The organism is Rhodococcus sp. 05-2254-5 (assembly GCF_002258575.1).
Lineage (GTDB): Bacteria > Actinomycetota > Actinomycetes > Mycobacteriales > Mycobacteriaceae > Rhodococcoides > Rhodococcoides fascians.
In genome coordinates this window covers 23,108-48,006 of sequence record NZ_NOZG01000007.1, presented here as the reverse complement: position 1 = coordinate 48,006, position 24,899 = coordinate 23,108, and the positions used below count along the sequence as shown (strand labels likewise).

Annotated in this window: 28 protein-coding genes and 1 pseudogene; 11 read left to right on the top strand and 18 right to left on the bottom strand. The window is 63.8% G+C overall.

Annotated features, from left to right (window positions below):
• Nucleotides 1-5: 5 nt before the first annotated feature.
• Nucleotides 6-608, top strand: a complete 603-nt coding sequence (locus CH278_RS05540; RefSeq protein WP_032371760.1) for a methyltransferase — start codon at nucleotides 6-8, stop codon at nucleotides 606-608.
• 117 nt (nucleotides 609-725) lie between these two features.
• Here the strand turns inward: CH278_RS05540 and CH278_RS05535 are convergent, their stop codons facing one another.
• From CH278_RS05535 to CH278_RS05490, 11 genes and pseudogenes are all read right to left on the bottom strand, one after another.
• Nucleotides 726-1,058: a DUF3140 domain-containing protein gene (locus CH278_RS05535; RefSeq protein ID WP_057474358.1), complete on the bottom strand. Its 333-nt coding sequence runs from the start codon at nucleotides 1,056-1,058 to the stop codon at nucleotides 726-728.
• A 140-nt stretch (nucleotides 1,059-1,198) separates the two neighbouring features.
• The gene (locus CH278_RS05530; RefSeq protein ID WP_179274348.1) at nucleotides 1,199-1,942 is read right to left on the bottom strand and encodes an EAL domain-containing protein; all 744 of its coding nucleotides are present in this window, start codon (nucleotides 1,940-1,942) and stop codon (nucleotides 1,199-1,201) included.
• Nucleotides 1,929-2,216, bottom strand: a complete 288-nt coding sequence (locus CH278_RS27365) for a hypothetical protein (protein ID WP_179274349.1) — start codon at nucleotides 2,214-2,216, stop codon at nucleotides 1,929-1,931. Before CH278_RS27365 ends, CH278_RS05530 begins: the two co-directional genes overlap by 14 nt.
• Nucleotides 2,201-3,493, bottom strand: a complete 1,293-nt coding sequence (locus CH278_RS05525; protein WP_256991772.1) for a lipase family protein — start codon at nucleotides 3,491-3,493, stop codon at nucleotides 2,201-2,203. Before CH278_RS05525 ends, CH278_RS27365 begins: the two co-directional genes overlap by 16 nt.
• 20 nt (nucleotides 3,494-3,513) lie before the next feature.
• Nucleotides 3,514-5,103 carry a GMC oxidoreductase gene (locus CH278_RS05520; RefSeq protein ID WP_094621367.1) on the bottom strand — a complete coding sequence of 530 codons (1,590 nt, stop codon included), beginning with the start codon at nucleotides 5,101-5,103 and terminating at the stop codon, nucleotides 3,514-3,516.
• 509 nt (nucleotides 5,104-5,612) lie between these two features.
• Nucleotides 5,613-5,756: pseudogene (locus CH278_RS28200) on the bottom strand (TetR/AcrR family transcriptional regulator); the annotation flags it as partial.
• Nucleotides 5,757-5,791: 35 nt separating this feature from the next.
• The gene (locus CH278_RS05510) at nucleotides 5,792-6,550 is read right to left on the bottom strand and encodes a 1-acyl-sn-glycerol-3-phosphate acyltransferase (RefSeq protein ID WP_094621366.1); all 759 of its coding nucleotides are present in this window, start codon (nucleotides 6,548-6,550) and stop codon (nucleotides 5,792-5,794) included.
• A 6-nt stretch (nucleotides 6,551-6,556) separates the two neighbouring features.
• Nucleotides 6,557-6,949, bottom strand: coding sequence for a hypothetical protein (locus CH278_RS05505; RefSeq protein ID WP_094621365.1), 393 nt, complete (start codon nucleotides 6,947-6,949; stop codon nucleotides 6,557-6,559).
• 8 nt (nucleotides 6,950-6,957) lie between these two features.
• Nucleotides 6,958-8,100, bottom strand: coding sequence for an NAD(P)/FAD-dependent oxidoreductase (locus tag CH278_RS05500; protein WP_094621364.1), 1,143 nt, complete (start codon nucleotides 8,098-8,100; stop codon nucleotides 6,958-6,960).
• Complete coding sequence (locus CH278_RS05495; RefSeq protein ID WP_027495453.1) at nucleotides 8,097-8,294, bottom strand: ferredoxin; 198 nt, start codon at nucleotides 8,292-8,294, stop codon at nucleotides 8,097-8,099. Before CH278_RS05495 ends, CH278_RS05500 begins: the two co-directional genes overlap by 4 nt.
• On the bottom strand, nucleotides 8,291-9,493 hold the full coding sequence (locus CH278_RS05490) for a cytochrome P450 (protein ID WP_094621667.1): 1,203 nt from the start codon (nucleotides 9,491-9,493) through the stop codon (nucleotides 8,291-8,293). The genes CH278_RS05495 and CH278_RS05490 overlap by 4 nt, the downstream gene beginning before the upstream one ends.
• A gap of 157 nt (nucleotides 9,494-9,650) precedes the next feature.
• On the opposite strand from CH278_RS05490, the gene CH278_RS05485 reads away from it, so the two are divergent.
• A complete protein-coding gene (locus CH278_RS05485; RefSeq protein WP_027495451.1) occupies nucleotides 9,651-10,331 on the top strand; it encodes a TetR/AcrR family transcriptional regulator in 681 nt (226 codons plus the stop codon).
• A 28-nt stretch (nucleotides 10,332-10,359) separates the two neighbouring features.
• On the opposite strand, the gene CH278_RS05480 is transcribed toward CH278_RS05485, so the two are convergent.
• Both CH278_RS05480 and CH278_RS05475 read right to left on the bottom strand, forming a co-directional pair.
• Nucleotides 10,360-10,572, bottom strand: a complete 213-nt coding sequence (locus CH278_RS05480; RefSeq protein WP_139278400.1) for a hypothetical protein — start codon at nucleotides 10,570-10,572, stop codon at nucleotides 10,360-10,362.
• A gap of 227 nt (nucleotides 10,573-10,799) precedes the next feature.
• Complete coding sequence (locus tag CH278_RS05475) at nucleotides 10,800-11,645, bottom strand: GAF and ANTAR domain-containing protein (protein WP_139278399.1); 846 nt, start codon at nucleotides 11,643-11,645, stop codon at nucleotides 10,800-10,802.
• 176 nt (nucleotides 11,646-11,821) lie between these two features.
• On the opposite strand from CH278_RS05475, the gene CH278_RS05470 reads away from it, so the two are divergent.
• Both CH278_RS05470 and CH278_RS05465 read left to right on the top strand, forming a co-directional pair.
• Entirely contained in the window at nucleotides 11,822-12,304 is a 483-nt protein-coding gene (locus tag CH278_RS05470) for a DUF2975 domain-containing protein (RefSeq protein WP_094621363.1), read from the top strand.
• Nucleotides 12,304-12,510, top strand: coding sequence for a helix-turn-helix domain-containing protein (locus CH278_RS05465; RefSeq protein ID WP_027495448.1), 207 nt, complete (start codon nucleotides 12,304-12,306; stop codon nucleotides 12,508-12,510). The genes CH278_RS05470 and CH278_RS05465 overlap by 1 nt, the downstream gene beginning before the upstream one ends.
• 12 nt (nucleotides 12,511-12,522) lie before the next feature.
• Here CH278_RS05465 and CH278_RS05460 read toward each other — a convergent pair whose 3' ends face one another.
• Both CH278_RS05460 and CH278_RS05455 read right to left on the bottom strand, forming a co-directional pair.
• On the bottom strand, nucleotides 12,523-14,880 hold the full coding sequence (locus CH278_RS05460) for a transketolase-like TK C-terminal-containing protein (RefSeq protein WP_094621666.1): 2,358 nt from the start codon (nucleotides 14,878-14,880) through the stop codon (nucleotides 12,523-12,525).
• A 237-nt stretch (nucleotides 14,881-15,117) separates the two neighbouring features.
• Entirely contained in the window at nucleotides 15,118-15,747 is a 630-nt protein-coding gene (locus CH278_RS05455; protein WP_027495446.1) for a TetR/AcrR family transcriptional regulator, read from the bottom strand.
• A gap of 118 nt (nucleotides 15,748-15,865) precedes the next feature.
• Between CH278_RS05455 and CH278_RS05450 the strand changes: the two genes are divergently transcribed.
• The 3 genes from CH278_RS05450 to CH278_RS05440 are packed head-to-tail and all read left to right on the top strand — an operon-like array spanning nucleotide 15,866 to nucleotide 18,411.
• Complete coding sequence (locus tag CH278_RS05450; RefSeq protein ID WP_094621362.1) at nucleotides 15,866-16,846, top strand: SDR family oxidoreductase; 981 nt, start codon at nucleotides 15,866-15,868, stop codon at nucleotides 16,844-16,846.
• Nucleotides 16,843-17,628, top strand: coding sequence for an SDR family NAD(P)-dependent oxidoreductase (locus CH278_RS05445; RefSeq protein ID WP_094621361.1), 786 nt, complete (start codon nucleotides 16,843-16,845; stop codon nucleotides 17,626-17,628). Before CH278_RS05450 ends, CH278_RS05445 begins: the two co-directional genes overlap by 4 nt.
• A 12-nt stretch (nucleotides 17,629-17,640) precedes the next feature.
• Nucleotides 17,641-18,411, top strand: a complete 771-nt coding sequence (locus CH278_RS05440; RefSeq protein ID WP_094621360.1) for a TetR family transcriptional regulator — start codon at nucleotides 17,641-17,643, stop codon at nucleotides 18,409-18,411.
• Here CH278_RS05440 and CH278_RS05435 read toward each other — a convergent pair.
• Nucleotides 18,380-19,039, bottom strand: coding sequence for an enoyl-CoA hydratase/isomerase family protein (locus CH278_RS05435; protein WP_027495442.1), 660 nt, complete (start codon nucleotides 19,037-19,039; stop codon nucleotides 18,380-18,382). The two genes, CH278_RS05440 and CH278_RS05435, sit on opposite strands and share 32 nt — an antisense overlap.
• A 28-nt stretch (nucleotides 19,040-19,067) precedes the next feature.
• The gene (locus CH278_RS05430) at nucleotides 19,068-19,691 is read right to left on the bottom strand and encodes a TetR/AcrR family transcriptional regulator (RefSeq protein WP_072692027.1); all 624 of its coding nucleotides are present in this window, start codon (nucleotides 19,689-19,691) and stop codon (nucleotides 19,068-19,070) included.
• A gap of 156 nt (nucleotides 19,692-19,847) precedes the next feature.
• Here CH278_RS05430 and CH278_RS05425 point away from each other — a divergent pair, with 156 nt between their 5' ends.
• Genes CH278_RS05425 through CH278_RS05415 form a run of 3 tightly spaced genes read left to right on the top strand, consistent with a single transcriptional unit; the run spans nucleotide 19,848 to nucleotide 23,212 of the window.
• Complete coding sequence (locus CH278_RS05425) at nucleotides 19,848-20,483, top strand: VOC family protein (protein WP_032367048.1); 636 nt, start codon at nucleotides 19,848-19,850, stop codon at nucleotides 20,481-20,483.
• Nucleotides 20,484-20,510: 27 nt separating this feature from the next.
• The gene (locus CH278_RS05420; RefSeq protein WP_094621359.1) at nucleotides 20,511-21,437 is read left to right on the top strand and encodes a fumarylacetoacetate hydrolase family protein; all 927 of its coding nucleotides are present in this window, start codon (nucleotides 20,511-20,513) and stop codon (nucleotides 21,435-21,437) included.
• Entirely contained in the window at nucleotides 21,434-23,212 is a 1,779-nt protein-coding gene (locus CH278_RS05415; protein ID WP_094621358.1) for an FAD-dependent monooxygenase, read from the top strand. Before CH278_RS05420 ends, CH278_RS05415 begins: the two co-directional genes overlap by 4 nt.
• Here the strand turns inward: CH278_RS05415 and CH278_RS05410 are convergent.
• Complete coding sequence (locus CH278_RS05410; protein ID WP_032392136.1) at nucleotides 23,200-23,961, bottom strand: TspO/MBR family protein; 762 nt, start codon at nucleotides 23,959-23,961, stop codon at nucleotides 23,200-23,202. The genes CH278_RS05415 and CH278_RS05410 overlap by 13 nt on opposite strands.
• 66 nt (nucleotides 23,962-24,027) lie before the next feature.
• On the opposite strand from CH278_RS05410, the gene CH278_RS05405 reads away from it, so the two are divergent.
• Nucleotides 24,028-24,894 (top strand): hypothetical protein, encoded by an 867-nt coding sequence (locus CH278_RS05405; protein ID WP_139278398.1) that lies wholly within the window; start codon nucleotides 24,028-24,030, stop codon nucleotides 24,892-24,894.
• Nucleotides 24,895-24,899 lie beyond the last annotated feature (5 nt).

Below are 24,899 nucleotides of genomic sequence, written 5' to 3'. Positions count from 1 at the left end.
ATCTCATGAGTACCGAAACCTATTCCGCCACTGCCGTATCCGACGACATGATCGAACGCTTCTCTCGAGTGCCCGCAGCCAACGTAGGCGATGCCCAGGAGCGCTTCGGCATAATCGCCGGACTGCGGCCCATCTGGGCCGGAGCAGCAGTCACCGGCCGGGCGTACACCGTCTGGACTCGATCGGGCGACAACCTCTACATTCACAAGGCTCTCGACGACGCCCGCCCCGGCGACGTCATCGTGGTCAACGGCTCAGGTGACGACACACGCGCCCTCATCGGCGATCTCATCGGTATTCGCGCCAAATCGCTCGGCATCGCCGGCTTCGTCATCGACGGTGCCGTGCGCGATGCCGACGCCTTGGCCGAGTTGGGTCTGCCCGTATTCGCACGCGGTGTCACACCGGCGGGTCCCTACAAGAACGGGCCGGGCCGACTGAACGAGCCGGTCGCGCTCGGAGGAGTCGTCGTCTCACCCGGTGACCTCATCGTCGCCGACGCCGACGGAGTGGTCGTCGTCAAGAGTGCCGATGTGGACGACGTCATCGTCGCGGCCGAGGAAGTGGTGGCGCGCGAGGCCTCGAAGCGAGCGAGCTTCTCGTCGTAGATGCGCTAGTCGGGTCCTCCACGGTGTGAGCAATGTCTGCTCCACTCCTGGGCCCCGGTGGCGGAATTCCCGCAGCCGGGGCCCGAGTGGAGCAAACCTCCCGTCAGCGAACCGAGATCACTTCTTCTTCGGGTCGTGGCCCCAGTTCATCAGTGAGTAGCGCCATTTGGTGTCGGTGATGTCCCCGTCGGGCCGCTGAGCAAGGTGTCGTTTGCAGTAACCGACGACCTTTCGCATGTGCTCGTAGTCGTCGTCGGACAGGTCCGCCTTCTTCGTCTTCAGGATTTCGACGATGCGGCGGCCGCTCTCGTGGCCCGTCGACTCGCCGCCCTCCTTCTTTTGCCCGACGTCCTTCGAGTCGTTGGTGCCGAGAAACTCGTCGAGTTCCTTCGCCGTCATGTTGACGAGGTCATCGAACTCCGTCTTGATGTCACTGTCGTCATCGGCCATCAGTCCGTCTCCTTCGATTCACCCTCGGTGGTGGTGCCGCGTGTCTCCCGTTCGACCGCATCGGCCTTCGGAACTCGTCTCGTTCCTAGTCCGCCGCATACCCACAGTTGGGCCGTACTCAACCTGCTGGTCAGATCTGATTACACCGCCGCAGGGCGGCCCACTCGAAAGCCCTGCAGCAGGTCGGCCCCGATCGACGTGGCCGCTTCGAGGTCGTCGTCGGTCTCGATGCCCTCGAACACGCACCTGGCCTCGGTTTTTCGCGCGAACTCGAGCACCAGTTCGGCCAAGGCCGACTTCACGCGATTGCCTTTCATGCCGTGAACGACGAACGCGTCGAGTTTGACGATCTGCGGCTCGAGCACGACGAGCTGCCGCATACCTGCGTACCCGGATCCCACATCGTCCACTGCGACAGCGACGCCGCCGCGTCGAAGTTCGGCCAACACTGCGATCACCGCATCCTCGTCGTCCTGGGCGGCATGTTCGGTGAGCTCGATTACCAGTGACCGTCGTCGGCCGAAGTCGAGCAGCACATCCACGAGGGCGGCATCGACCAGTAGCGTTGCAGCACTGAGGTTCACCGCAACGAAGCAACCATCCGGCAGACGCGCTGATTCGCCCAATGCCTTGACGGCCGCAGATCTGTCCAGAGCAGGACCGAGGCCGCACTGCGCTGCATCCGCGAACCACGCCTCGGTGTCACCGCCGCCCGCCGGGAAACGCGACAGGGCCTCGTATCCCTCGATCACCCCATCGCGTGCACGGACGATCGGCTGAAAGACGATGTCCGGGCCACCGCCTGCAATCACAGCCTCCACTCGACGCTGCGACCGCAACAGGGTCGAGCGCAGCGGTGTCGACGCTGCCCTAGTCGACGGCACGATTCCACACCCGCACCACCGGGTGGAGCTGAACCGGAGCTGCAACCGGGCGCATCGCGGCAAGGACGGCATCCGGATCCCGATCGCCGAAACTGGTCAGCAGTGCCCTGGCATGCTGTCCATCCGGCGGCCAGCACAGCCCGAACGCGTCTGCTATCGCCACATAGTCATGGGCACGCTGCTCGACGGTCGAGGCTGCGGGACAACGATTGCGTAGTACGAATTCTCGCACCAGCCGCCAGCGCCTGCGGCCGCCGATCAGTCGATGGAGCATGGCGCCATGGGGACGTCGGCGAACCGATCCATCAGGAACGCTGCGGCGGCGCCGCCGTACCCGTCGATCAGCTGTGGCCCGAAGTGGTTGGGCAACACCGCACCCTGCAGGATCGGCGGCAACGGATTGGTTCGGAACTCCACCGTGGCCCCTCGCCCACACCAATCCTGAGCCAACTGCCGGGCCTGACCGTACGGCACGGTGTCGTCGTTGAGTCCGCTGGTGATCATCACCGGTGCGTTCGGAGTACTACGACCGATCCGCTGAGCCTCGAGGATGCGACCCGCCTGCGGAATGGTGCCCAGATTCTCGAGCATCGACTTACCGTCCGCGGTCAACGATTCGGTTCGCAGGAACGGGTACTTCAGAATGGTGTCGCCGATGCACTGCGTCGACAGATCGTTCAGCACTGCCTTGCCGTGATCGGTGAGTCGCTCTTCGACGAGCGGCAGCAAGCTCGGATCCCGCTCTACGAACCCGTTGAGGGCATAGCCGATCACCCCTCCGATCAGCGTCCCGTCGACGGTCTTCAACACCTCGAGCAAGTCCGCTGTGGGAGCTCCGGCCCAGGTGCCCTTCATATTCAGCCCCGGTGCGTACTCCGAGGCGAGTTCGGCCGCCGCGGCTGCCGCCCCACCGCCCTGGGAGTACCCCCAGATACCAACGGGTGCATCGGTATCACCGAGGAGCTTGTTCGCGGCACGAGCACCGTCGAGCACCGCATGAGCCTGCTCGACACGATTGACATAGGTGTGCACACCGGGCGTTCCCAACCCGATGTAGTCGGTCACGAATACGTTGGCACCCATCGATCCCCACAGAGTGGAAGACAACAACTCCTGATTGAACGAGATCGACAATGGTTGTGTCACAGCGTTGACAGTCGTCGGAAACGCACGAGAAGGAGCGCACTGATCGGCCTGACCCACCGTGCCGGGCGCGACGACGATGGTCGGCCGCGGGCCTGCACCACGCCAGGGCACCTCGGTCTCGATGAACGTGCCCGACACGCCCACCGGCGTATCGTCCTGCGTCCGTGACGTGTACAGCACCCGCTGCGCCTGAACGGGGTAGGCACCGTCCGCACCGGGCAGAGCCGCGAACAGTGACATCGGCTGCGTCCGCAACACGGCCCCCGGGTCGTCGACGACCTGAGCCGGAGGGACGTAGAAGTCGTCGACGGGGTCGGCATTCGCCGCCGAGCCGCCGAGCACGGTCAGGGAAGACGCGAGCACGGCGGTGACTGCGACGCCGATCATGTTGCGGTACAGATGCATCGGTCTCTTTCTGGTGGGGGTCAGATAACGGAGCCGATGTCGTCGACAACGATGTTGTCCAACGCACGTTCGGCCAGTGCGGCGATGGTCATGGATGGGTTGCACGCTGCGGTGGTGCCGGGCATGAGCGCCCCGTCGAGGACATACAGTCCTCGCTGGCCGTGTACGCGACCGTCGAGATCACATACCGCGCCCATGTTGGCCCCACCCAACGGATGCCAGGTGGACGGGAACAGTGCATTGGTATCGGTGAGAACACTGCCCGATCCGGCGATACGACGCACCGTCGGATCGATCGAACCGTCCTGAATCCGGCTGTCGCCGTTGGCCGGCCAATGTAGTCGAACCTGGTCCATGGAGGAGTCGTAGCCGAAATGGCCGCGGCCGCTACTGACTCCGTATCCGACGAGCATCGTGCTGTGGGCATCGAACGACAAGGGCGGTATCGAGGCCTGGATGACGGTGTGCGCAGTGTTCGGGTCGTCCCAGTTCAGACTGCCGAACACCACCGGACCGCCCTGGGGCGCACCGAAAGTATGCTCGATGCTCGACCACACGTAGATGCGATCGGCATTGGTGCCCCAACCCTGTCCGAGCTGGTCCGGCAAGTCCGAAATCGCTCCAGTGGCACCGGCACGCACGAGCAGCTTCGTGGTGTTCAGGCTGCCCGCCGCCATGATCAATGCGCCGGCGGTGAGTACCTTGTTTTCCAATACCGTTCCGTCGGAGTCGATTCGATCGACATACACCGTCCAACGGCCGTCGTCACGCCGCTCGACACTCGTGACGTGGTGATGTGTCGCAACAGTGGCCAGCCCCGTCGCCTCGGCGGCCGCGATATAGGTGACGTCCACGGAGTGCTTGCCGCCGTTGTTGACTCCGAATGCACCGGACCCATCGGTGTACGACGGTGCCATCACCCCGCGCGTCTCGTCGAGGGCGAAGTTCCAGTCGATCGGCATCGGGATCTTGGACACCGGCAGACCCGCTCGACGAGCATTGGCCGCAAACACCCGCGCCGCTTGATAATTGGGCGTACCGATCAACTCGTCGGGAGCCTGCTGGAGCTGCAACATCCGTGCCACGCGTGGGTAGTGCACCCGATTCAGAGTCGGCCAATCCAAACCGGCCGGAAAATGTTCTTCGAATACCGGCTGCGAGGGCTGCAGTGTCATTCCCTGGTAGATCAGGGATCCGCCTCCGACACCGGCCGCGCACAGCGCAGTCATGTTGTCCCCGGGCACCGCCTCGAGAAGGCCGACGTACGGATCGAACGGAACTGGCCTGCCGAACAGGTTGGGACTCGAACCGTGCCACAGCATCCGCTTGTCCGGTGACGTGGCATCGGGAAACGTGTCTGCGTTCGGGCCTGTGTTCCAACGCCTTCCGCGCTCGAGGACCAGAACCGGCACCCCCGCTTCGGCCAGGCGCAATGCGGCGACGCCACCGCCGAACCCCGATCCGATGATCACCACCCTGTGGTCCTCGCGGGTCAGCGGGATCTGGGAGCGTCGCCCGCCGGCTGCTCGCGCCACCCCGGTGCCCGATAGTGCGGCCAACCCCGCAACCGCAGTTGCGCCGAGAAACGACCGGCGATTCAAATTCGACACGTACCCCCCAATGGTGTGCAGCAGCGCGCATCGAGACCTGTGTCACGTGCACGTGCGAAGCAAAACTAGACAGATGCGGCTTATGGTGTCAAGTTTTTGGGGGTCCGTCAGAACAGGAGCGGAATCAGCCAGCGACGCAGGTATGACCGCAAACCGTCGTCGTCGTGGATCTGCGCGTCGTCGAACAAGATGACGGACAGCCCGTTACGCACAAGCACGGAATCGATACCGTCGAACCGCGTCGCATCGAATCCGGGATTGCGTTCGATGTAACCGTCGAGGAACTGACGCACCACCGGTTCGGCTCGATCCATCATGTCCGGATCGAACAACGGGTTGGCGTTGCCTGAACGCATCAGAGAATTGAGCACCGGTTCTCGTCGAATGAGGTTGCGTGCAGCCACAATAGTCTCTACAACGAACTCGGACGGCGTCTCGGCCTGATCGGCCTTTGCCCGGATGCCACCGATCACGTCGACGACAAGACCGACCATCGCCTCCGAGATCATGTCCTCGCGCGTGCTGAAGATCGAATACACCGTCTGGCGCGTCACGCCTGCCGCCCGCGCAGCCGCGGCAATGGTGACATCCTCGAACCCACCCTCGGCAATGAGCCCTAGGGTGGCGTCGAGAATCTTCTGCTTCGAACGCATGGTTCGAGTATGACGGCAATCGCCGGCTCGGCGAGTCATCCGATGACGGGTCGCCGATCCTTCGTCAGTTCGTCGAGTTGGGCTTGCATAGCCGAGTGCACCCGCACTGCGAACTCCTCGGCCGTCTCGTCGGCCTCGGGGCGCATGGGTGCGAGCACCGTCGTTTCGAGTTTGGTGGGCAGCGGCAGGTACGGAAGAAGCCCGACCAGACCGAGATTGACGCCCCACGGAATGGACACCGTCAGCGGAAACGTTTTGAGCCGCAGTACCTTGTCCAACCTCAGCGCCTTGGCCAATCGCTTCCCGCTGCCGAGTACCAGCAGGGACTCCCCTGCTCCTGCGGTCACCACGGGGACGATCGGCACCCCCGCCTCCATCGCCAACCGGGCGTACCCGGTACGCCCGTCGAAGAGAATCTCGTTGCGGTGCTTCCAGGCCTTGAGCGCATCGACATCTCCACCAGGAAACACCAGGACGTTGTGGCCCTCCTCGAACGCATCGAGTGCCGTCCGTTTGCTTGCGGGCCTGGCACCGAAGGGTTCGATCAGCTTCTCGGCATGCAGAGTCCACGCGATCTGATGCGTCAGCGTGATCAGCTCGCGGTCGATCCCGAGCTCGTCGTATGCGGCCGCGAATGCGAACACGTTGAGATCGATGACTCCGCCGAACCCGTGGTTGGCGACGAACAGTACCGGGGTGTCCGGAACCGGTTGCGCCACCGTCACTTCCAATCGGTTGTAGAGGCGAACAGCACTGATGCTGGCCGCGCGAACAACTCGAGCGATGTTGTCCACCGCCGACTACCGGTCCAGTTGCAGGTCTGCCAGCGCGCCGGCGATCACGAAACCTCCGGCGATTGCACAGCCGGCCGTTCTCGTTCGTTGCGGCAGGTGAGCGGTGAGCGCGAACGCCGCGGTGTCCCAGACGTCGACGGCCACACCTGCTCGCAGCAGAGTACGCACGGCCTTCGGCGCGTACCGAGTTGCCGCGTAGAGCCCGCCGCCGATGTAGATCTCACGAATTCCGAAGGTGCGAGCTGCAGCTCGCGTCGTCGCCACCGCAGCATCGGGCCCGGCTAGGAGTTCGTTGGCGCGAGTGGGCGCAACCATGTGGGCGATGCCGATCGCGGCCCGGGCGAGCCCGACCGCCTCGGGAAGACGACGAACCAAACCGGACGCAGAGGCGAAAGCCATGAAATTCCTTACGTAGTGGGAACAGCGGAGTCGCGAGCAAGCCGTCGGAGCAGCCCGACTGCCTTCTTCATGCCGTAGGCAACGATGGTCGTGCGGCCGTCCTCGTGGTTCCACTGCAGCAGTGCCGATCCGTCGTCGACGGAACCCTCGAGCACGGTCGGATTACCCAGGAGCGGAAGAGGACCGACGACCTTGATGGACAGTCCCAGAATCTCGGTCCAGAAGTAGTCGTCGGTAGGCGCACACGTGGGTTCGAGGCCGAGTGCGGAGGCCGCGGCAACCTTGCCCTGCGCGACGGCATTGGACCAGAACGGCGCTCGACCGGAACCGGCACGTGAGTACGCGACGTCGCCTGCGGCGAACACATCGGGAACTGCTGTGGCGCAGCGCTCGTCGATGGCAACACCGCGATAATCGGCGATACCGGTACCGGTCAACCACTCGGTCTCGGGGACATCACCGGCGCAGGTGACCACCACATCGGCGTCGAGGGTGCGTCCCTCGAACTCGATCCCGGTGACGGGGTTACCCGTCAACGCAACCGGGTTGTCCGCGCGGAGAAACCCGACCGACGCTGCCTCGGCCCGGGCGGAAATCGCGTCGGACAGGTAAGTACCCAGTAGGCGTTTCAACGGAGGGTCGACGTCCACGACGGTGACTGCGATTCCGCGCAAGACGCACGCACTGACGACCTCCATGCCGAGGAATCCGGCACCGACGACGATCGCCGTCTGCGCCGCATCGAGTTTCGGACGTAGTGCCCGAACATCGTCGAAGGTCCGCAGCACCGTCTCGCCCGTTTGCCCGGGAGCCGCGATGCGACGTGCGGCCGCTCCGGTGGCCACGATCAAGCGATCGTACGGAACATCGGTACCGGCGGCGGTCGTGACCGTGTGAGCCTCGGCATTCACCGATACGGCCCGATCACCGATCGCCTCGATGTCCAGGTCCGACAGATCCCACGTTTCCGCCTCGGCTGCTTCACCTTTGAGCACGTGCTTGGACAACGGCGGCCGGGCGTAGCAACCGTCGGCATCGGCCCCGATCATGGTCAGTGGACCTTCGTGTCCGCGGGCCCGCAGTTCGCGGACAGCGGTGCACGCGGCTATGGAGTCTCCGACGACGACGATCCTGCTGTCGAGAGAGCTCACGCCTGTTCTCGCAGTGCCGCCACCGGACACACGCCGACCGCGGACCGGGCCGAGGCTGCGAGGTCGTCGGGAATGTCGTTGCCATCGAAGGCGTAGTGCAGTTCGCCCTCGTCATCGAGGCTGAACACCTTGGGTGCCTGTTCGGCACAGATGCCGTGGCCCTCGCAGCGATCCCAATCGACGTCGATCCTCATGGCTGTGTCCCTTCTGCTGCCACCAATTTCAGCGGCAACCGTTCGTATCGATGAATGACGTTGTTGACAGCTCGTATGGGTGTTCCTGCGGGAACGAACTTCTCGACCCGCTGCGCCAGCACCCGGAGCATGGTCTGGGCTTCCAGACGAGCAAGCCCCTGACCGGCGCACCCGTGCACGCCGGAACCGAAGCCGAGTTGACGCGCCGCGTCACGGGTGATGTCGAAGGCATCGGGGTTGTCCCATTCACGCTCGTCGCGGTTCGCCGACGCGTAGACCACCAGTACGCGAGCACCTTTCGGGATTCGCGATCCGTCGATCTCGACGTCACGGACCGCTCGACGCGAGAAGGCTCTGATCGGCGACTCGTATCGAACGACCTCGTTGATCGCATTGGGTATCAAGTCCGGGTCCCGCCTGATCGCCTGCCACTGCTCGGGGTGCCGCGCGAACAGGTCGAGGGCCCCGGAAATCGCTCCGATGGTGGTATCGAGCGAGGGACCGAGGTAGTCGATCATCAACGCGGGACGTGCCGACTTCTGAATCTTGTTGTCGTCGGCGGCCTTCAGAACATCGTCGCCCATGCTCCCGGGAATCACCGATCGATCTCGCACCACCCGACGCGAGAAGGCAAGCATCTCTGCGGCACCCTTGACAGCGGTGATCGAGTGTCGATTCACGGGGCCGAGGGAGTCGAATGTCGCACCGGCCCAGCGGAGTAGATCCGCGCGTCCGTCCTCCGGCCACCCGACGAGATCGGGCACGATCGACATCGGCAGCGCTGTCGCGAGATCGTCCACGCCGTCGACGAACTGTTTGCTCAGCGCCGCGTCGACGATGCTGTTCGCTTTTTCCTCCACATCCGCTTTCATCGTGCGCACGGCCTTCGGAGTGAGCCGATGCGCCAGCACCGATCGCTTGGTTGCATGCTCGTCGCCGTCACTGTTCAGTGTCGTTCCGCGGCCGAGCCGATTGGCGACGGGATTGAGCGCCACCCCGTCCCCCGAGATGAAGGTCTCGTCGTCGAGCAGCACCGCCTTGCAGTCCGCGTAGCGCGAGACGGCGAACACCTGCTGGCGCGGCAGCCACACCACCGGGCCGAGGGCGCGTAGCCGAACGTAGTGGGGGTACGGATCGAGAATCGCATCGGTGGAGTACAGATCGGTGCGGTACTGCGGGATCGTCGCGTTCGTCGTCATGAGGTCCTTCGGTGCCGCCGGAAGTCGATACCCCTGCCTTCGCAAGGTGTTGACGATATCGTCACTCACGGCACGGCCGTACGTCAAGGCTTTTTGACGAATTCGTCATCATTGATTCGCGATAGGCTGCATCGACACCGCAGAGCAGGAGCAGATCGTGACCGAAGGCAACCGCGTCGAGCGCCGCAAGGCACGCACCAGAGCCGCGCTGATCCAGGCCGCGCAAGGGTTACTCGCCAACGGGAACACCAACGCACCCGTGCTCGAAATAACGCAGGCCGCCGACGTCAGCAACGGATCGTTCTACAACTATTTCGAGAGCAAAGAAGAACTGTGGCAGGCCGCCATCGACGCCGCTCTCGAGTCCGTCGGCGACTACCTCGATTCGCTCACCGTTGGTTTCGAGGATCCGGTCGAGAAGTTCACCCAATCGTTCAGACTGTCCGGGCGCCTGTTCCGCCTCGAACCGCAACTGAGCCGTGTCCTGCTCAATTCCGAGGCCGCCGCGTTCGCCGCGGCCGGTGGCCTGGCACCACGGTCGCGTCGCGATATCGAATCGGCCGCAGCGCAGGGGAGATTCGACGTCGACGACCCGGATCTCGCGCTCGCGATCGTCGCCGGTTCACTGCTTTCCATGGGCCGTCTGCTCCTGGCGCAGCCCGACCGCGACGAAGCGGCGACGGTCGACGGCACCACCGAGCGAGTGCTCCGCGCACTCGGCATTTCGACCGACGAGGCACGCACACTGTGCAGTAGTCCCTTGCCTGCGTCCTACAGCGGCGACGTCCACGCGGCCGTCGCACCCACTGCGTCCGTGCGGGACGGCAACGAAAGCTGATCGCGTCCAGCTCTAGTCGTCGACGGCCCTAGTCGTCGACGGCCCTGAGGGCCACGCTGAGAGCCTCCTGTGCCGACACGTCGGCATCGACCGCGACCTGCAATTCGGCATCGTCGACGTCGACAACCAGGGGAACATCGGCGTCGGTCTGCCCACGCACATCCGCGAGCCCTTGCTCGTGTTCCTTCGCGCGTCGATAGTCGGCGAGGGCTACGTCTTGTTTCTCTCGGGCTGTGGCCACGTCGTCAGGCCCTGTGATGCCGGGGCCGGACATGCGTGGGTACCGGGGCCGGGACCGCCCGATCGACGGCCGCAGCCTTCCGGCTCCCGCCGCCGGTATCGATGTCGAGAAAATGCTGAAGTTCGTCGTGAATCGGTGTGTCCGTCATAGGCCTTGACCTTCTCGACCTTCGATAACGCAGGTCGGTTCGGCTTCGCTGAACCATAGTGGGAGAGGAGTTGACGGCGTCAATGCGACCCTACGGCCTGCGAGACCGCCGAGTTCACCACCCGAGCTGCCAGTACGGCAACACGGACGTTCTCACGCTGCGACTGCTCCGCCAGAACCGCGAATGCCGCTTCGGGCGAGATGCCGCGCAAGGCTATCAAGATTCCTTTGGCCTGCTCGATTGTTCCACGGGTCTTCATCGCCTCACGAAGACCGGCCGCTTCCGTTCTCGCTTCTGCTGCATGTCGCGAATTCCACACCGCAGCTTCGACCGACGTGACGAACATCTTGACGAGAACCTCGTCGACATCGCTGAAGCCCTCGCAGTCGAATCCGTACAGATTCAGCGAACCGGCATGACCCGAGTCGACAGCCAGCGGAGCAGACAGATAACTTTTCACTCCGATCGCGGCGGCTGCAGACGCGAAAGTCGGCCAGCGGGTTACGACCTCGTCGATCCGAACACTGACGATCTGGTTGGTTCTCGCCGCTTCGAGACACGGGCCCTCGTCTGCGGCGTACTGATCGGTGTCGACATCGATCACACGCGCATCCGAACATGCCGCCGTCGCGGGATTGTCGGAATCATGTCGGAGCAAAGTCACTCCCGCCATGTCAGCCCACGGAATGGCAGCGACCACCTGTTCACACAGGCCCTGCAAGAGGGTGTCGAAACGTTTGTGTTCGAGCAGTATTCCGCGAAATATGTCGAGAGCATCGAAGGTGTCCTCGGCAAAATAGTCTTCGCCTGCATACCGACGTCGCCGGACAGGCAGAGCAGCCGAAATTTCTTCGTCGAATGCGGCTGCAGCCGTGGCTTCGGTAGCGGCACTTCGTTTGGGGCCGTTGGATGTGGAATCGGTCAAGTAGATCGCGTCCCAGATGGTGCAGTCATTACACCTGTTGGCGTGCACGAGGCCTGTCAGCGGTGATGACCTTCACCGAATGTTACAACCGTACGCCCGCTGTCAACCCGAACTGGATGAATCGGACACCACATTGATCTATTGACTTTCGATAGATTACTGTCGATACCCGCTCCATGCTGAGTGGATATCGAGCGGTAGTCCTGTTGCTTCGCCTGTTTCTCGCCGCGTTGTTCGCGGTGCTGGTGCTGATGCAAGTCATGTCGTTGCCCGGCCAGTTCGCCCACATGGCCCAGGAATCTCCCGAATCCGCGTACCTGCGATGGCCGCTGACCATCGTGTCGATCTTCTGGGTGCTGTGCATTCAGGTGGTCGTGATCGCGACATGGAAGTTGCTGACGATGGTGAACCGCAATGCCATCTTCACCCGCGCTTCGTTGGTGTGGGTAGACACGATCACGTGGTCGATCGTCGCGGCCTGGGTGGTGCTGGTCGGCGTCTTTCTCTACGTCGGATTCGGAGCCGACGACCCAGGCCTGCCGCTACTGCTCTTCCTGCTCGTCGTCATCGTCGCCGTCGCCGCATTGTTGATGGTCGTCATGAGGACCCTGCTCAGTCAGGCCACGGAACTGCGCAGCGACATGGACGCGGTCATCTGATGGCCATCGTGGTGCGCATCGATGTTCAGTTGGCCAAGCAAAAGATGAGCGTCGGCGAGTTTGCCGAACGCGTGGGGCTGACGCCCGCCAACATCGCAGTCCTCAAGAACGGACGGGCCAAAGCCGTACGACTGAGCACCCTCGACGCCATGTGCCGGGTGCTGCACTGCCAACCCGGAGACCTCCTGGAATGGGTGGACGAATGAGCACCCGCTGCACTACTGCCCGGTGACATCCAGAGCGGCACCGACGATCGAATCGGTGTCGATGTGATGATGCTTGTACACCTCGTCCAGAGAGCCCACCTGACCGAAGTTGCTGACGCCCAACGACGTCGACGCCACACGGTTCACCGTGGCCAGGAACGCCAGCGTGTGCGGATGGCCGTCGAGGACGGTCACCATCGGTGTCGCCCGATCGGCCGGCAACAGCTGATCGAGAATCCACGACTCCGCGTCGCCGTGTCCCTGTCGAGCCTGGACGGCTCGATAGAGCTGGCCCGGACTCGTGATGCACAGGACGTCCGCATGAATGCCGATGCGTTCCAATCGTGCTGCGGCGTCGAGAGCTTCGGGCATGAGCGCACCCATCGCCGCGATGGTGACGGTGGCACCGTCACGTCGGACGAGCGGGTAGCCGCCGGCCACCACCTGCTTGCGCCTTCGTTCGCGGGCCGCCGGATCGCTGGGCACGTCGGCCAACGTCTGATCGACCGGACGGGTCGACAGGCGCAGGTATGCCGAGGTGCCGTCGGGACGACCCAACTTGGCGATGCTGGCGAGGAGCGTCCACTCGACGTCGATGGCGAACGCCGGCTCGTACGAGATGCACCCGGGCTGCTCCAGACCGATCGACGGAGTCTTGATCGACTGGTGCGCACCACCTTCCGCGGCCAACGTGACACCCGACGGCGTACCGACCAGAATCGACTGACCACCCGCGTAGATGCCGTACGACCACGGTTCGAGAGCGCGTTCGACGAACGGGTCGTACATCACCCCGATGGGGAACAGCGGCTCTCCCCACCGGCTCCACGTCGCCCCGAGCTCACCCATCAATCCGACCAGATTGGTCTCTGCGATACCGAGTTCCATGTGTTGACCGGTGGGACCCTCACGCCAGTGCATGATGGTTTCGGCATCGTCGCCGAACCAATCGTGCCGCTCCGACGACGACCAGACACCGACCTTGTTGACCCAACCGCCGAGATTAGTGGTGGAGCTGACGTCGGGACTGACCGTGACCACGCGCCGCGCCGCATCCGGGGCCTCACGCGTCAGGTCGATCAGGGTGCGGCCGAGCGCGGCCTGCGTCGTGGCCGTGCCCTTGGGAGTACGACCGATGTCGGCGGGAACTGCAGGCGGTGCCGAGACGGGCACCGGCTCGCGGCGCAGCCGTTCGGCGACATCGGCGCACAACTGCCCGGCGACTGTAGCGTCGTCGAAGCGGCCCCACGGCGAACCGACGTCGGTGCCGAGAGTGTCTGCCAGAGCTGCATATTCGTCGACAGTCAGCAGAGACGAATGGTTCTGCGGATGCCCCTGAGTGGGGAGGCCGAAGCCTTTGACCGTGTAGGCGATGATCACTGTGGGCCGGGTGTCGTCGATCTGCGCGTAGGCCTCGCGCAGCGCGTCGAGATCATGGCCGCCGAGATTGCGAATCGACTCGGTGAGAATCAGATCGTCGAGGTCACCGATGAGCGCGGTGATCGCCGCGGCATCGGAACCGTTGCCGGGCAGCCGATCACGCAATTCGGACGCCGAGCACCGCAACAGCCGCTGATACTCGGGATTGGGCATGTCGAGAATGCGACGCCGCAAGGCGTCACCACCGGTACGCGCGAACAGGTTCTCGAGCAGCCGACCGAAACGCACGGTGATGACCTGCCAGCCTGCCGCGTCGAACATCTTCTCGAGGCGACGCGCGGCGATGTTCGGCACCACTCGGTCGAGGGACTGCCGGTTGAGGTCGACGATCCAAACGATCTCGCCCAACTCACCGATGCCCGGATCGATGACGGCTTCCCACACGGCACCCTCGTCGAGCTCGGCGTCTCCGACGAGCGAATACTGCCGGCCGCGAAACCCACTCGGGGTGTCCGCGGAAAATGCGGAGTCGACGAAACGACGCGACATCGCGCCCCAAATAGGTGCCGTCGCACCGATACCCACCGACCCCGTGGAGTAGTCGACGGTATCGGGATCCTTGGCGCGCGACGGGTAGGACTGCAGCCCACCGTACGAGCGCAGCGTCGTCAAATACTTCTCGTCCAACTCACCGAGAAGGTAGTTGATGGCGTGCAGCACCGGCGACGCGTGCGGCTTGACCGACACTCGGTCGCCCGCTTCGAGCTGCTCGAACCACAGCGAGGTCATGATGGTGACCATCGACGCGCACGACGCCTGATGACCGCCCACCTTGAGACCCGTCGGATTGGGTCGGATTCGGTTGGCGTGATGGATCATCGACGTCGACAGCCACAGCACCCGCTCGGAAATGTCGTGCAGGGTTTCGCGCCCTCCGGTGACCGAATCACCGTCGGTCGAATTGCCGGAGGTCGAGCTGAGGCTGGTCATGGCGAGCACTCCTGAAATAGGCGACGAAAGATTGCATCGAGTGGACGTGGCGGGACCGGATGGGTCCCGTCACTCCATGAGGCAAGCGTTCGGATTGCGAAGCGCCGAGTCAGTCGCGTCTGTGATGCAACCGGCGTCAGTCGACCAGAACCCGGCGGGCTGCGCAATAGAAGTCATCGACATTGAGCAATCTGCGCAATTTTCGGAATCGGCCTTTGCGGTTTCTGGTCGACCTGATCACCGCGGCCCGGCACCTCGGCGAGTCGCGGAATCGATGACAGCTTCGAATGCGTCGACGATCAGCGCGACCGACTCGTCCAGATCGAGATCCGCCGTCTCGAAGAAGGCATCGGCGGTTCGATCGAGAAAGCCTGTCCACCCCGAAATCGCAACAGCGACCAGCGGCGGCAACGGATCCGGAAGTTCGGCCAGGGCCGCGACCTGACGCTCACCCTCGGCGCGAGCCTGCCGGAGGGCGCTCTCGACGCCTGCCTCACCGAACTCCTCCTCCCGCACCACGCGCAAGTAGAGCGCTCGGTGATCCCGCAGAAACTCGATGTGCCGTCGGACGAATCCTTCCAGCCGCGCTCGGACGGTCCGCTCTTCGGACTGCGGCCCCTGCGCGTCGGACAACTTGCCCAGAACGTCGGCCAGCGCAGCCTGCACCAGGCCCTGCTTGTCGGTGAAGTAGTAGAAGAGCAACCCGTGCGCCACACCCGCTCTGCGCGAGATCGCCGCCGCACTGATGTCTGCGCTGGCACCTTCGGAGATCATCTCGATCGCGGCGTCGATCAACGCCTGACGGCGATCGCGACGTGGGCGGGCACGCCGCGACTGCTCTGCATCGTCGACGTCGTTCGAGGGCACCGTCCGAGACTAATGCAGATCGAGCCGGCATTTGCGTCGACCTCTTGCGTTATTTGCGGCTCATCTGCAATATATGCAACCGAGCCGGAGTTGCCGCGCTCACCATCGAGGAGGTCCGATGATCACAGTGACCAGTGCCGCAGGCGGGATCGGACGGTTGCTCGTCCGGCAGCTGACCGCGCAGAAGATGCCCGTCCGCGCTGTCGTGAAGAACGACAGTCAGGCTGCGACCACCCGTCGAGACGGGGCAACCGAGGTTGTCGTGGGCGATCTGCGGTCGCCCGACACGCTCGACAGAGCTCTGGCCGGAGCCGACGTGCTCTATCACGCGGCACCGACCCAGGTCATCGACGAAAGACCGATCATCGAGCACCTGATCGCGACGACTCCGGCAAGTGGATTGCAGCACATCGTGTTTCACTCGGTCATCCATCCGGACCTGCATCAGCTGACACACCATCACCAGAAGGACATCGCCGAGGGTCTGCTCCGAAACAGCGGGATCCCCACCACGGTGCTCAGGCCGTCGCACTACATGCAGAACTACCTGGAAGTGTGGGAGTTCCTGCAGGCGGGCGTCATGCCGTACCCGGTGTCGCCGGACAGTGTGATGGGTGTCGTCGATCTCGCCGACGTCGCCGAGGCCGCGGCGAACGTACTGATCGACCCGTCGCCGCACACCGGCCGCACCTACGACCTATCCGCGGTCGAACTCACCCGACACCAGATGGCCGAGATCTGGTCACGCGTGCTGGGGCATCCGGTGACCGCCATCCGAATCCCGCCCTCGTCGCTGACGAATACCCTCGATGTGGTGCCTGCACTTCCTGCCGTCATCGGTCACGCCGTGCGATCGACGAAGCTGCGTTCGCTCGGACATATCGTTCGCGGCGCGCAGGCCGCGTCGAATCCCCGCGATATGAAGAACTGGCCGGAAGATGCACGTCAGGCGTACCGCACGATGATGACCCACTACGACGGCCATGGCCTACCCGCAGGTGACCTGACGGTTCTTCCGACTCTGCTCGGACGCACACCCACCTCGTACGAACAGTTCGCCCGGCGCTCGGCCGCTGAACTCGGACGCACGGAACGATGAGCCGCACAGCTGGTCGATACAGTCCGGGCCGCTCGCTGGTCACCGGCGCGAGTTCCGGAATAGGCGCCGAATTCGCGCGCGTGCTGGCCGCCCGCGGCTCCGATCTGGTGCTCGTCGCCCGACGGGAAGATCGTCTGACAGCGCTGGCAGACGAGCTCGAATCGACCTACGGTGTGCGCTGCCGAACAGTGCCCTGGGACTTGTCGGAGGAGGCCAGTGGTCGGCGGCTCCGCGCCATCGTTCCCGAGCGCATCGACCTCATCGTCAACAACGCAGGATTTGCGGTCCAGGGACCGTTCGTCGACGGCGACGCCGACGATTTCGAGCGGCTCGTCGCCGTCGACATCCGCGCGGTCGTGGACATCTGCTCGGCGTTCCTGCCGGGCATGATCGCCCGCACAGCAGGCACCATCGTCAATGTAGCCAGCACGACGGCATTCCAACCTGTCCCGACTCTTGCCGTGTATGCGGCCGCGAAAGCCTTCGTGCTGAGCTTCAGCCAGTCGCTGTGGTACGAAGCAGCGCAACACGGAGTCAGAGTGTTCGCACTCAACCCCGGCCCCACCCACACCGAATTCTTCGACGTCATAGGCGATTCGGCCACAGCCACCGGTACCTACCAGACACCGGCCGACGTCGTCGCCACCGCCATGAAGGAACTCGACGCCAAACGATCACGGCCACATGTTATTTCGGGTCGCCGCAATGCTCTGCAGGCGGCGATGGCGGGTATCGTCCCCGCACGAGTTCTACTCCCGGCCCTCGCACGAATGCTGCACTAGACTGTCACGATCATGGCCAGGGTCTCGAGATTCACACTCGCCGATCGCCGAGAGGCGGTGGCGCGGGCATTCGGGGGTTCCGAAAGCCCGGCAGCCGTGGCCACGGACTTGGGCATCCACACCACCACGCTGTACCGCTGGGCCGGGTCGTCGGCCACGGACGAACCCGGGCCAGCACCGACACGCCTCATCGAGGCCACCCAGGAGCTGCTTCGGCACGCCGACTACGCAGACATCACGATCGAAAGTGTCGCTGCGCAATGCGGTCTGGCCCCCAGAACTGCCTTCCACCACTTCCCCAACAAACGCCAACTCTTTCAGGCCGCCGTCGACGACGCCGCCACCGTTCTGATCGAACGCATCCGTGAACGGTCTGCGGACGCCGGCTGGCCGAGCACCCCACTCGAGCAGCTGCAGACATTTCTGCGAATAGCTGCCGAGAGCATCTACGAGACACCGCGCACGCACGTGCTGTTCCGCAATCTCGGAGTCCCCAAATCCGAAGGCACAGCCGAGCGTTGGCACGACAGCTTCGTCGATGCCATCACCGAACTACTCCGCGCCGCTGCCGAAGCAGGGCAGATCGACAGTGCCACAGACCTCCCTGCCTCAGCCCGACTGCTCACCGGTGCCATGCGCGGCATCCACACAGCGGTGTTCGACGGTGCCGACGCCGACACGGCTCTGACCCTCGTCGGCCGCGTTCACCTTCTGATCCCGCCTGCGCAGCGCGACGCGACCGACTACGACGTCACTGTCGGCCCTGACGCAGCGCAGCGGTGACCGACGCGAACATGGTCGTCTTGATGGCTCCGATGGTGGCTTTGTCCTTACCGGCAATTGCCGAGAGCCGCTCCAGCGCAGCATCGATCACCGAGTCCTCGGCCGCTACGCCGTCGACGAGACCTGCAGTGAGGGCCTCCGCGCTCCCGTACCGATGTCCCGTGGTCATTGCGACCATGGCCGTCTGCGGAGAGAGCTTCGCCTGAATCAGAGCGGACATGCCGGGAGTGAAAGGGATGTTGATATCCGCTTCCGGAAAGCAGTAGTAGCCACGATCCTCGCGCATGAAGCGGTAGTCATGGGCAATGGCGAACATCGCTCCGGCACCGAAACTGTGCCCGTTGACCGCCGCGGCGGTGGGTATCGAAAACGTGAGTATTCGGGCGAACAGCGTCTGCACTCGATCGACGTACCAATCGGCGCGATCACCATGGGCCATCAGCCAGTCGAGGTCCAGTCCGTTGGAGTAGAACTTGCCCGCTCCTACCGTGATCAGCCCGCGCGCCGACCGCTCTATCTGGTCCAAGTGGGCGTCGACCGCATCGAGCCAGTCCGGTGAGAATCGATTCTCGTCCGAGCCGAGCGTCAAAATCGCTATGTCACTGCGAATTTCTAGCGTAGGAGTCATCGTGAGCTACCTTTCGAGGGTGCCGAGGCTATGAAGACTTCGGCGGTGGAGGGGGCGGAGGAAGAGTGAGGACGCCGCGCACGGCGGCAGCGAGTCGTTCGCGCACCGATGCGTCTGGCGCACGGCGACCCCGCAGGAGCAACGCGGCAGGGAGCTCGACGGTGCAATCCTTGATCACGGCTACGGCCGTGCGATCCGCTCGGTTCCACATCTCGGTCGACAACCGCACGAACAACTCGACGAGCGTCGAATCGAGCATACGAAGGTCGTCGGCAAGCGCGTCCGGAATATCGTTCGAGCCCAACAACTCTCGACGCGACACAATCATGAGAAACTGCCCGGCCGTCGGATGATCGAGTAGAAAGCGCGCCGGCGCATCCGCAGCAGCCACTATTGCGTCCACCGCGGTGCCCGTCGCCAATGCGTCGTCCACGGACCCTCGCTGCACGGTGAGCATGCGCTGCGCGCCGCGCAACCACACTCGGCCGAGGAGTCCGGCCCGCGACCCGAACGCGTGGTAGATCGCCCCGTTGGACACCGAGGTCAGCTCAGACAACGCGCGAATGGTGACCGCGGCCGGGCCCGACTCGACGGCCAACGCCTCGGCCACATCCAGTAGGTGGTCGAGATCGTGCACGCGTGGGCGGGGCATGACGTGACCGTAACAGAGCAAATGCTCTGTTACAACGACACGCTCGGCACCGCACCCATTCCGGATTTTCGACTGACCATCAGTCAATTTATTGACTGTTAGTCAAAGTGCACTTAACCTGGATCACAATCCGCGATCGCGAAGAAAGGTCGATTCATGAGCGCAACGCACGATGCACCGACGATCGAGACGCAACGGGTCGCACCCGACTACATCGCGCATTGGGTCGTCAAATCTGCGCGAACCGAGGAGATGGTGCGCTGGTACGGCACGGTGTTCGGGGCCGAGATCGCCTACCAGGACGACGAGATCACGTTCTTGACCTGGGACGACGAGTCGCATCGACTCGCGATCATCGCCGTACCCAAGCCGGTGAAGTTCTTGTTCCCCTTCGCCAAGCTGCGGCGCAAGGCCTACGGCATCGATCACATCGCCCTGACGTTCCGATCTCTGGAACGACTGCTGGAGAACTATGTGCGGCTCAAGCGCCAGGGGATCCTTCCCGTGTGGTCCATCAATCACGGACCCACGATCTCGCTGTACTACGAGGACCCCGACGGCATTCGGCTCGAGTTCCAAGTGGAGAATTTCGATCCCGACCACACCGCGGCCTTCTTCTTCACCGAGGAATTCGCGCGCAATCCCATCGGCGTCAACATCGACCCCGACTACCTCCTCAGCCGACTCCGCAACGGCGCGACCCACGAGGAACTGCGGCAGCGTGAGGCCGGAACCAGGCCCGGCCGACCGGTGATCGCCAACAAGAAGACCATCACACCGAAAACTTTGTGACCGATTGCTAGGGGGGGATCGAAAGCTATGCCCATCAACATCATTCGAACCACAGACGGCTGGTGGCGTCTCGACGGCGACGAGGCCGTCAGGATCGACACCACCGCGCAGACCACCAGTGAGCTACTGGCCGACCGGCCGTCCATCGAGGCCGCGTCGGGGGTCGGGACGAACGTCGCCGAGCTCCGGCTCGTCTCGCCCATCACCGCGCCCTGCCGAGTGGTGGCGCAGTTGCTGAACTACCGATCCCATGCGATCGACGCCGGTTCGGACCCGAAGACCCTGCAGCCGACGTTCTTTCGTAAATCGTCCGCGTCGATCAGTGGCCCGAACGATCCCATTCGGCAACCGCCGGAGGTAGCCCTGCTGGACTACGAGATCGAGCTGGGTGTGGTGGTCGGTGCCGATATCCCCATCGGGACAACCGTCACCGACGACAACCTCGCGTCCTATGTGGCGGGCTTCGTCGTGGCCAACGACGTGTCGGCTCGGGAGATCCAGTTGACGAAAGTGCAGGTGTACGAGAGCAAGTCGTATCCCACCTTCACTCCACTCGGCCCTCGGCTGGTGCTGCTCGACAACGACGAGCTTCGACGACTGCCCGAGCTACGGATGACGTTGGCGGTCAACGGGGAAATCCGTCAGGACCAGACCATCGGCGACGACCTCATCACTCCTCCCGCCGAGGCCTTCACCAGACTGGCCCGCTTTCAGAACATGACCGCAGGCGATGTCCTGCTGACCGGAACGCCGATCGGCACGGCAATCTCCGCGCCGCCCAGAGCGATCCAGAAGATCGGTGAACTCATCCCACCTGCGCTGAAGTGGAAGTTCTTCTTCGCACGCCAAGCCAAGAACCCGAAATACCTTTCGGTCGACGACGTCGTCACTGCCACCATCCGCACTCCGGACGGGTCGATCGACCTGGGGACCCAGGAAGCCGCCGTCCGATGATCACTCCCGTCGTCATCATCGGTGCCGGTCCGGCGGGTACCACTGCAGCGCTTCTGCTGGCGCGCAGGGGTATTCGAACGGTATTGCTCGAGCGTCGGACCAGTCCGTTGTTCCATCCGGCGGCTCACGTCATCAATGCTCGGACGCTGGAGATCTGGAACGAGTACAGCCCCGAACTGGCCAAGTCGATAGCGGCGATGTCGCCTCCGCACGAACAGGTCAATCTGATCAGCTGGTACGGCGACCTGGCCGGTGACGCCATCGGGTCGATCGATCTGCTGTCCGATCCCGAACGCAAAGCCATCGTGGAAAGCCAGAGCCCGTACATGGTGTCGCACATCGGCCAGCACATTCTGATGCCCGTGCTGTGGGACGCCGTGGACGCCGAACCGCTGATCGAATTTCGCCGCGGAGTCTCGGTCGAGTCGGTCGAATCGGTCGAATCGAACTCCGGTGACGCGCGCGTCGCCTTCCGCACCGTGACGGGTGACGCCGCCGAAGTACGTGCGCCGTACGTCCTCGCCTGCGACGGTGCAAACAGCGCGACCCGCGACGCGGCCGGGATATCGCTGACCGGGCCGGTACTCGCCAACATGGGCAGTGCGTTCTTCACCTCGACAACACTGTTTCCCGACGACGCGCGTCCGCTGTTGAGTTGGATCTACACCCCGGACCTGTGCGGAGTGCTCATCTCGCACGCCGACCACCGCTACATCCTGATGACGGCCTATCTGCACCCCGCGCAGGAGATCGCCAGGAACGGCCGCCGATTCTGGGAGAAGACGCTACCGAAGGCGTTGGGTACGAACGACTTCACGCTCGAATCGACGGGCACGTGGGTGATGACGTCACAGACGGCCGACACGTTCCGCCACGATCGGCTGCTGTTGCTGGGCGATGCCGCTCACCGCTTTCCGCACACCGGCGGCTTCGGGCTCAATTCGGGAGTGCAGGATGCCCACAACCTCGCGTGGAAGCTCGATGCCGTGCTCTCCGGTGCGGCAGGCCCGGAGCTGCTGGACACCTACGACACCGAGCGTCGGCCCGTGGTGGAGAAATTCGCCGAACAGAGTGTGGCCAACCACTTCCGCATGGACGACATCGGCAAGCGCGTCGGGATCACCAACGCCATGCTGGCCAAGGCAACTCAAGCCATGGGGCGGGCACCACTGAACAAACTTCCGGGCCGACTGATCGCGCCCATCGCGGCTGCAGCAACCCGCAAGCAGATGAGTCGATCACGAAGCCTGCGCCCGGACGTCCCCGGGTCGGCGGAACTGCGCGCCGAAATCGCAGCGGCGATTCCACTGCAGTTGGAGCATTTCGTCTCCACCGGCCTGCAATTCGGCTACCTCTACGACAGTCCACTGATCGCTCAGGACGCGTCGGCGAAGCCCCTGGAAGACGTTGTCGATTACGTGCCCACCACGTACCCCGGTGCGCGATTGCCGCACGCGCTCGTCTCGGTCGACGGGCAACTCGTCTCGCCGCACGACGTGTTGGACCCGAACATGTTGACGCTGTTCACCTTCGATGGTTCTGCGTGGTCAGCGGTGGTGGAGAGTATGCATGATGCACGCCCGGGTATGTCGCTCGTCGTGCTGGACGCACCCGTCGGCGTCGATCGCAACGAACTGATATCGCTGTACGAGGTAGGTGAGTCCGGAGCAGTACTCGTCCGACCCGACGGTCACGTCGCCTGGCGTACCAACGATTCGGGGAGTTCGCTGTCCGACTTCCTCGAAACGCAGTGGCGGAAGTACTACGCCGCCTGACTGACCGTCGATCGCCGTGATCGGAGCCTGATTCCCACCGTCACAACGGCGACGATCGCTGCGGCAAATACAGCCGTCCATCCGACCGCGGCGTTCGTCAGCTCGCCACCGAGACGCCCCTGCGCCAGCCATCCCAGTCCCCACACGATGGCGAGCATCGGAGCGATCGCTCCGTCCGAGTAACGCGCCAGAGTCACCCCGACCAGTGCTGCGACGGCGAGTACGACGACTGCCCAGACCGTCGCGCCACCGGTGACTCCGAGATCGACCAGCCACGCCGAGATGTTCGCGATGGTGGCCACGCACACCCACCCGAGGTAGAGACCCATCGTGCCGTCGGTGATCACCGCGTCGACCACAGATTCCGGCCGCTGCTGTTGCAGGAGTACGAACACGCGCACGAGAGCGGCCAACAGCGCGACGATGACCACCACGCTGAGCCACACCTGCCCGAACTGAATCGCGAGAATCCACGCCGGATTGAGCAACATCGACGCGATGACCGGTGCCCGCAAGGCGTCGTGACGTGCAGTTCGACCGGGTAGGAACTGCCAGACGGCATAGACGATGAGACCGGTGTAGATCACCGACCAGATCGAGAACGCGGGACCAGCGGGAGCCACCAGCGTCGACGTGGCACTGAGCGCCCCGCCGGCTGCCTCGGCAATGGGCGTCCCTATCCACGCACCGGAGCCGAGAAACGACACCACAACCGCAACGACCGCACTGACAACGACGCCAATCCTCATGGCTGCGATAGTCCCCGAAAAACAGAAGCGACAAACCCTGAACTGCAATGCCGCTACGTTGTGCTGATGACATGGCGATGGACGGTGGGACTGATGCTCGTCGCCATCACCGCGGTCACCTGTGCGTCGCCGGCGTCGCTGAGTCCCCACCGGGTCGTCGCCGAAATCGGATCTGCAGAGGCATTTCGGTGCGACCGAGGGCCCCAGATAGACGAGCCGCGGCCGAGATTCCCTCGGCCCACACCTGGGACGGTGCCGGACGATTTCGTTCCAGTCGCCGCGATCGTCTGCGACCAAATCGACGAGGGGGTCGCCCCCGACACCGTGCCCTACCGCGAGCACAGATACGAAGGTGACCTCACCGAGGTGATCCGCCTACTCAACGCGCCGTCCGAAAGCACGCTGATCCGCGGCTATTGCCCGACATACAGCGTCGTCGAGCCGCCGCAGATATGGCTCGTCGACAACCGAGGGCGCGCAATGGAACCGACTCTCCCTACTGGGGAATGCGGGCTGCTGAATTACAGCGCCATCGCCGAAATTCGGGCACTCGATATGGTTACCGAATTCGAACACGACGTATCGGTGATCAGCTACGACCGGCAACGAGTCTCGAGCTGCTCCCCTCACTACTCCGAGGTTCTCCTCGGCAGTGAGCGCGCAGCGGGTCTGACCATCGGCTACACGTACTGCTTGTTCTCCGGCACCGAATTCACCGGAGTCACCGGCGAGATCGGGATATCGATCGAAGACTTGGCACCCGCCGGGCCCTGCACGATGTCTGCGACGCGGACGGCGGTGACGACATATGCTGCTGGATGGCCGTCGAACATTCGCAATTTCACCATCGAACTCGACGGATGCCGTCGCGCCATTCCCGACGGGTATGCGCCGCTGCAGGCGACCGACGAGTTGTTGGCTGCGTTCTGGTAGACACG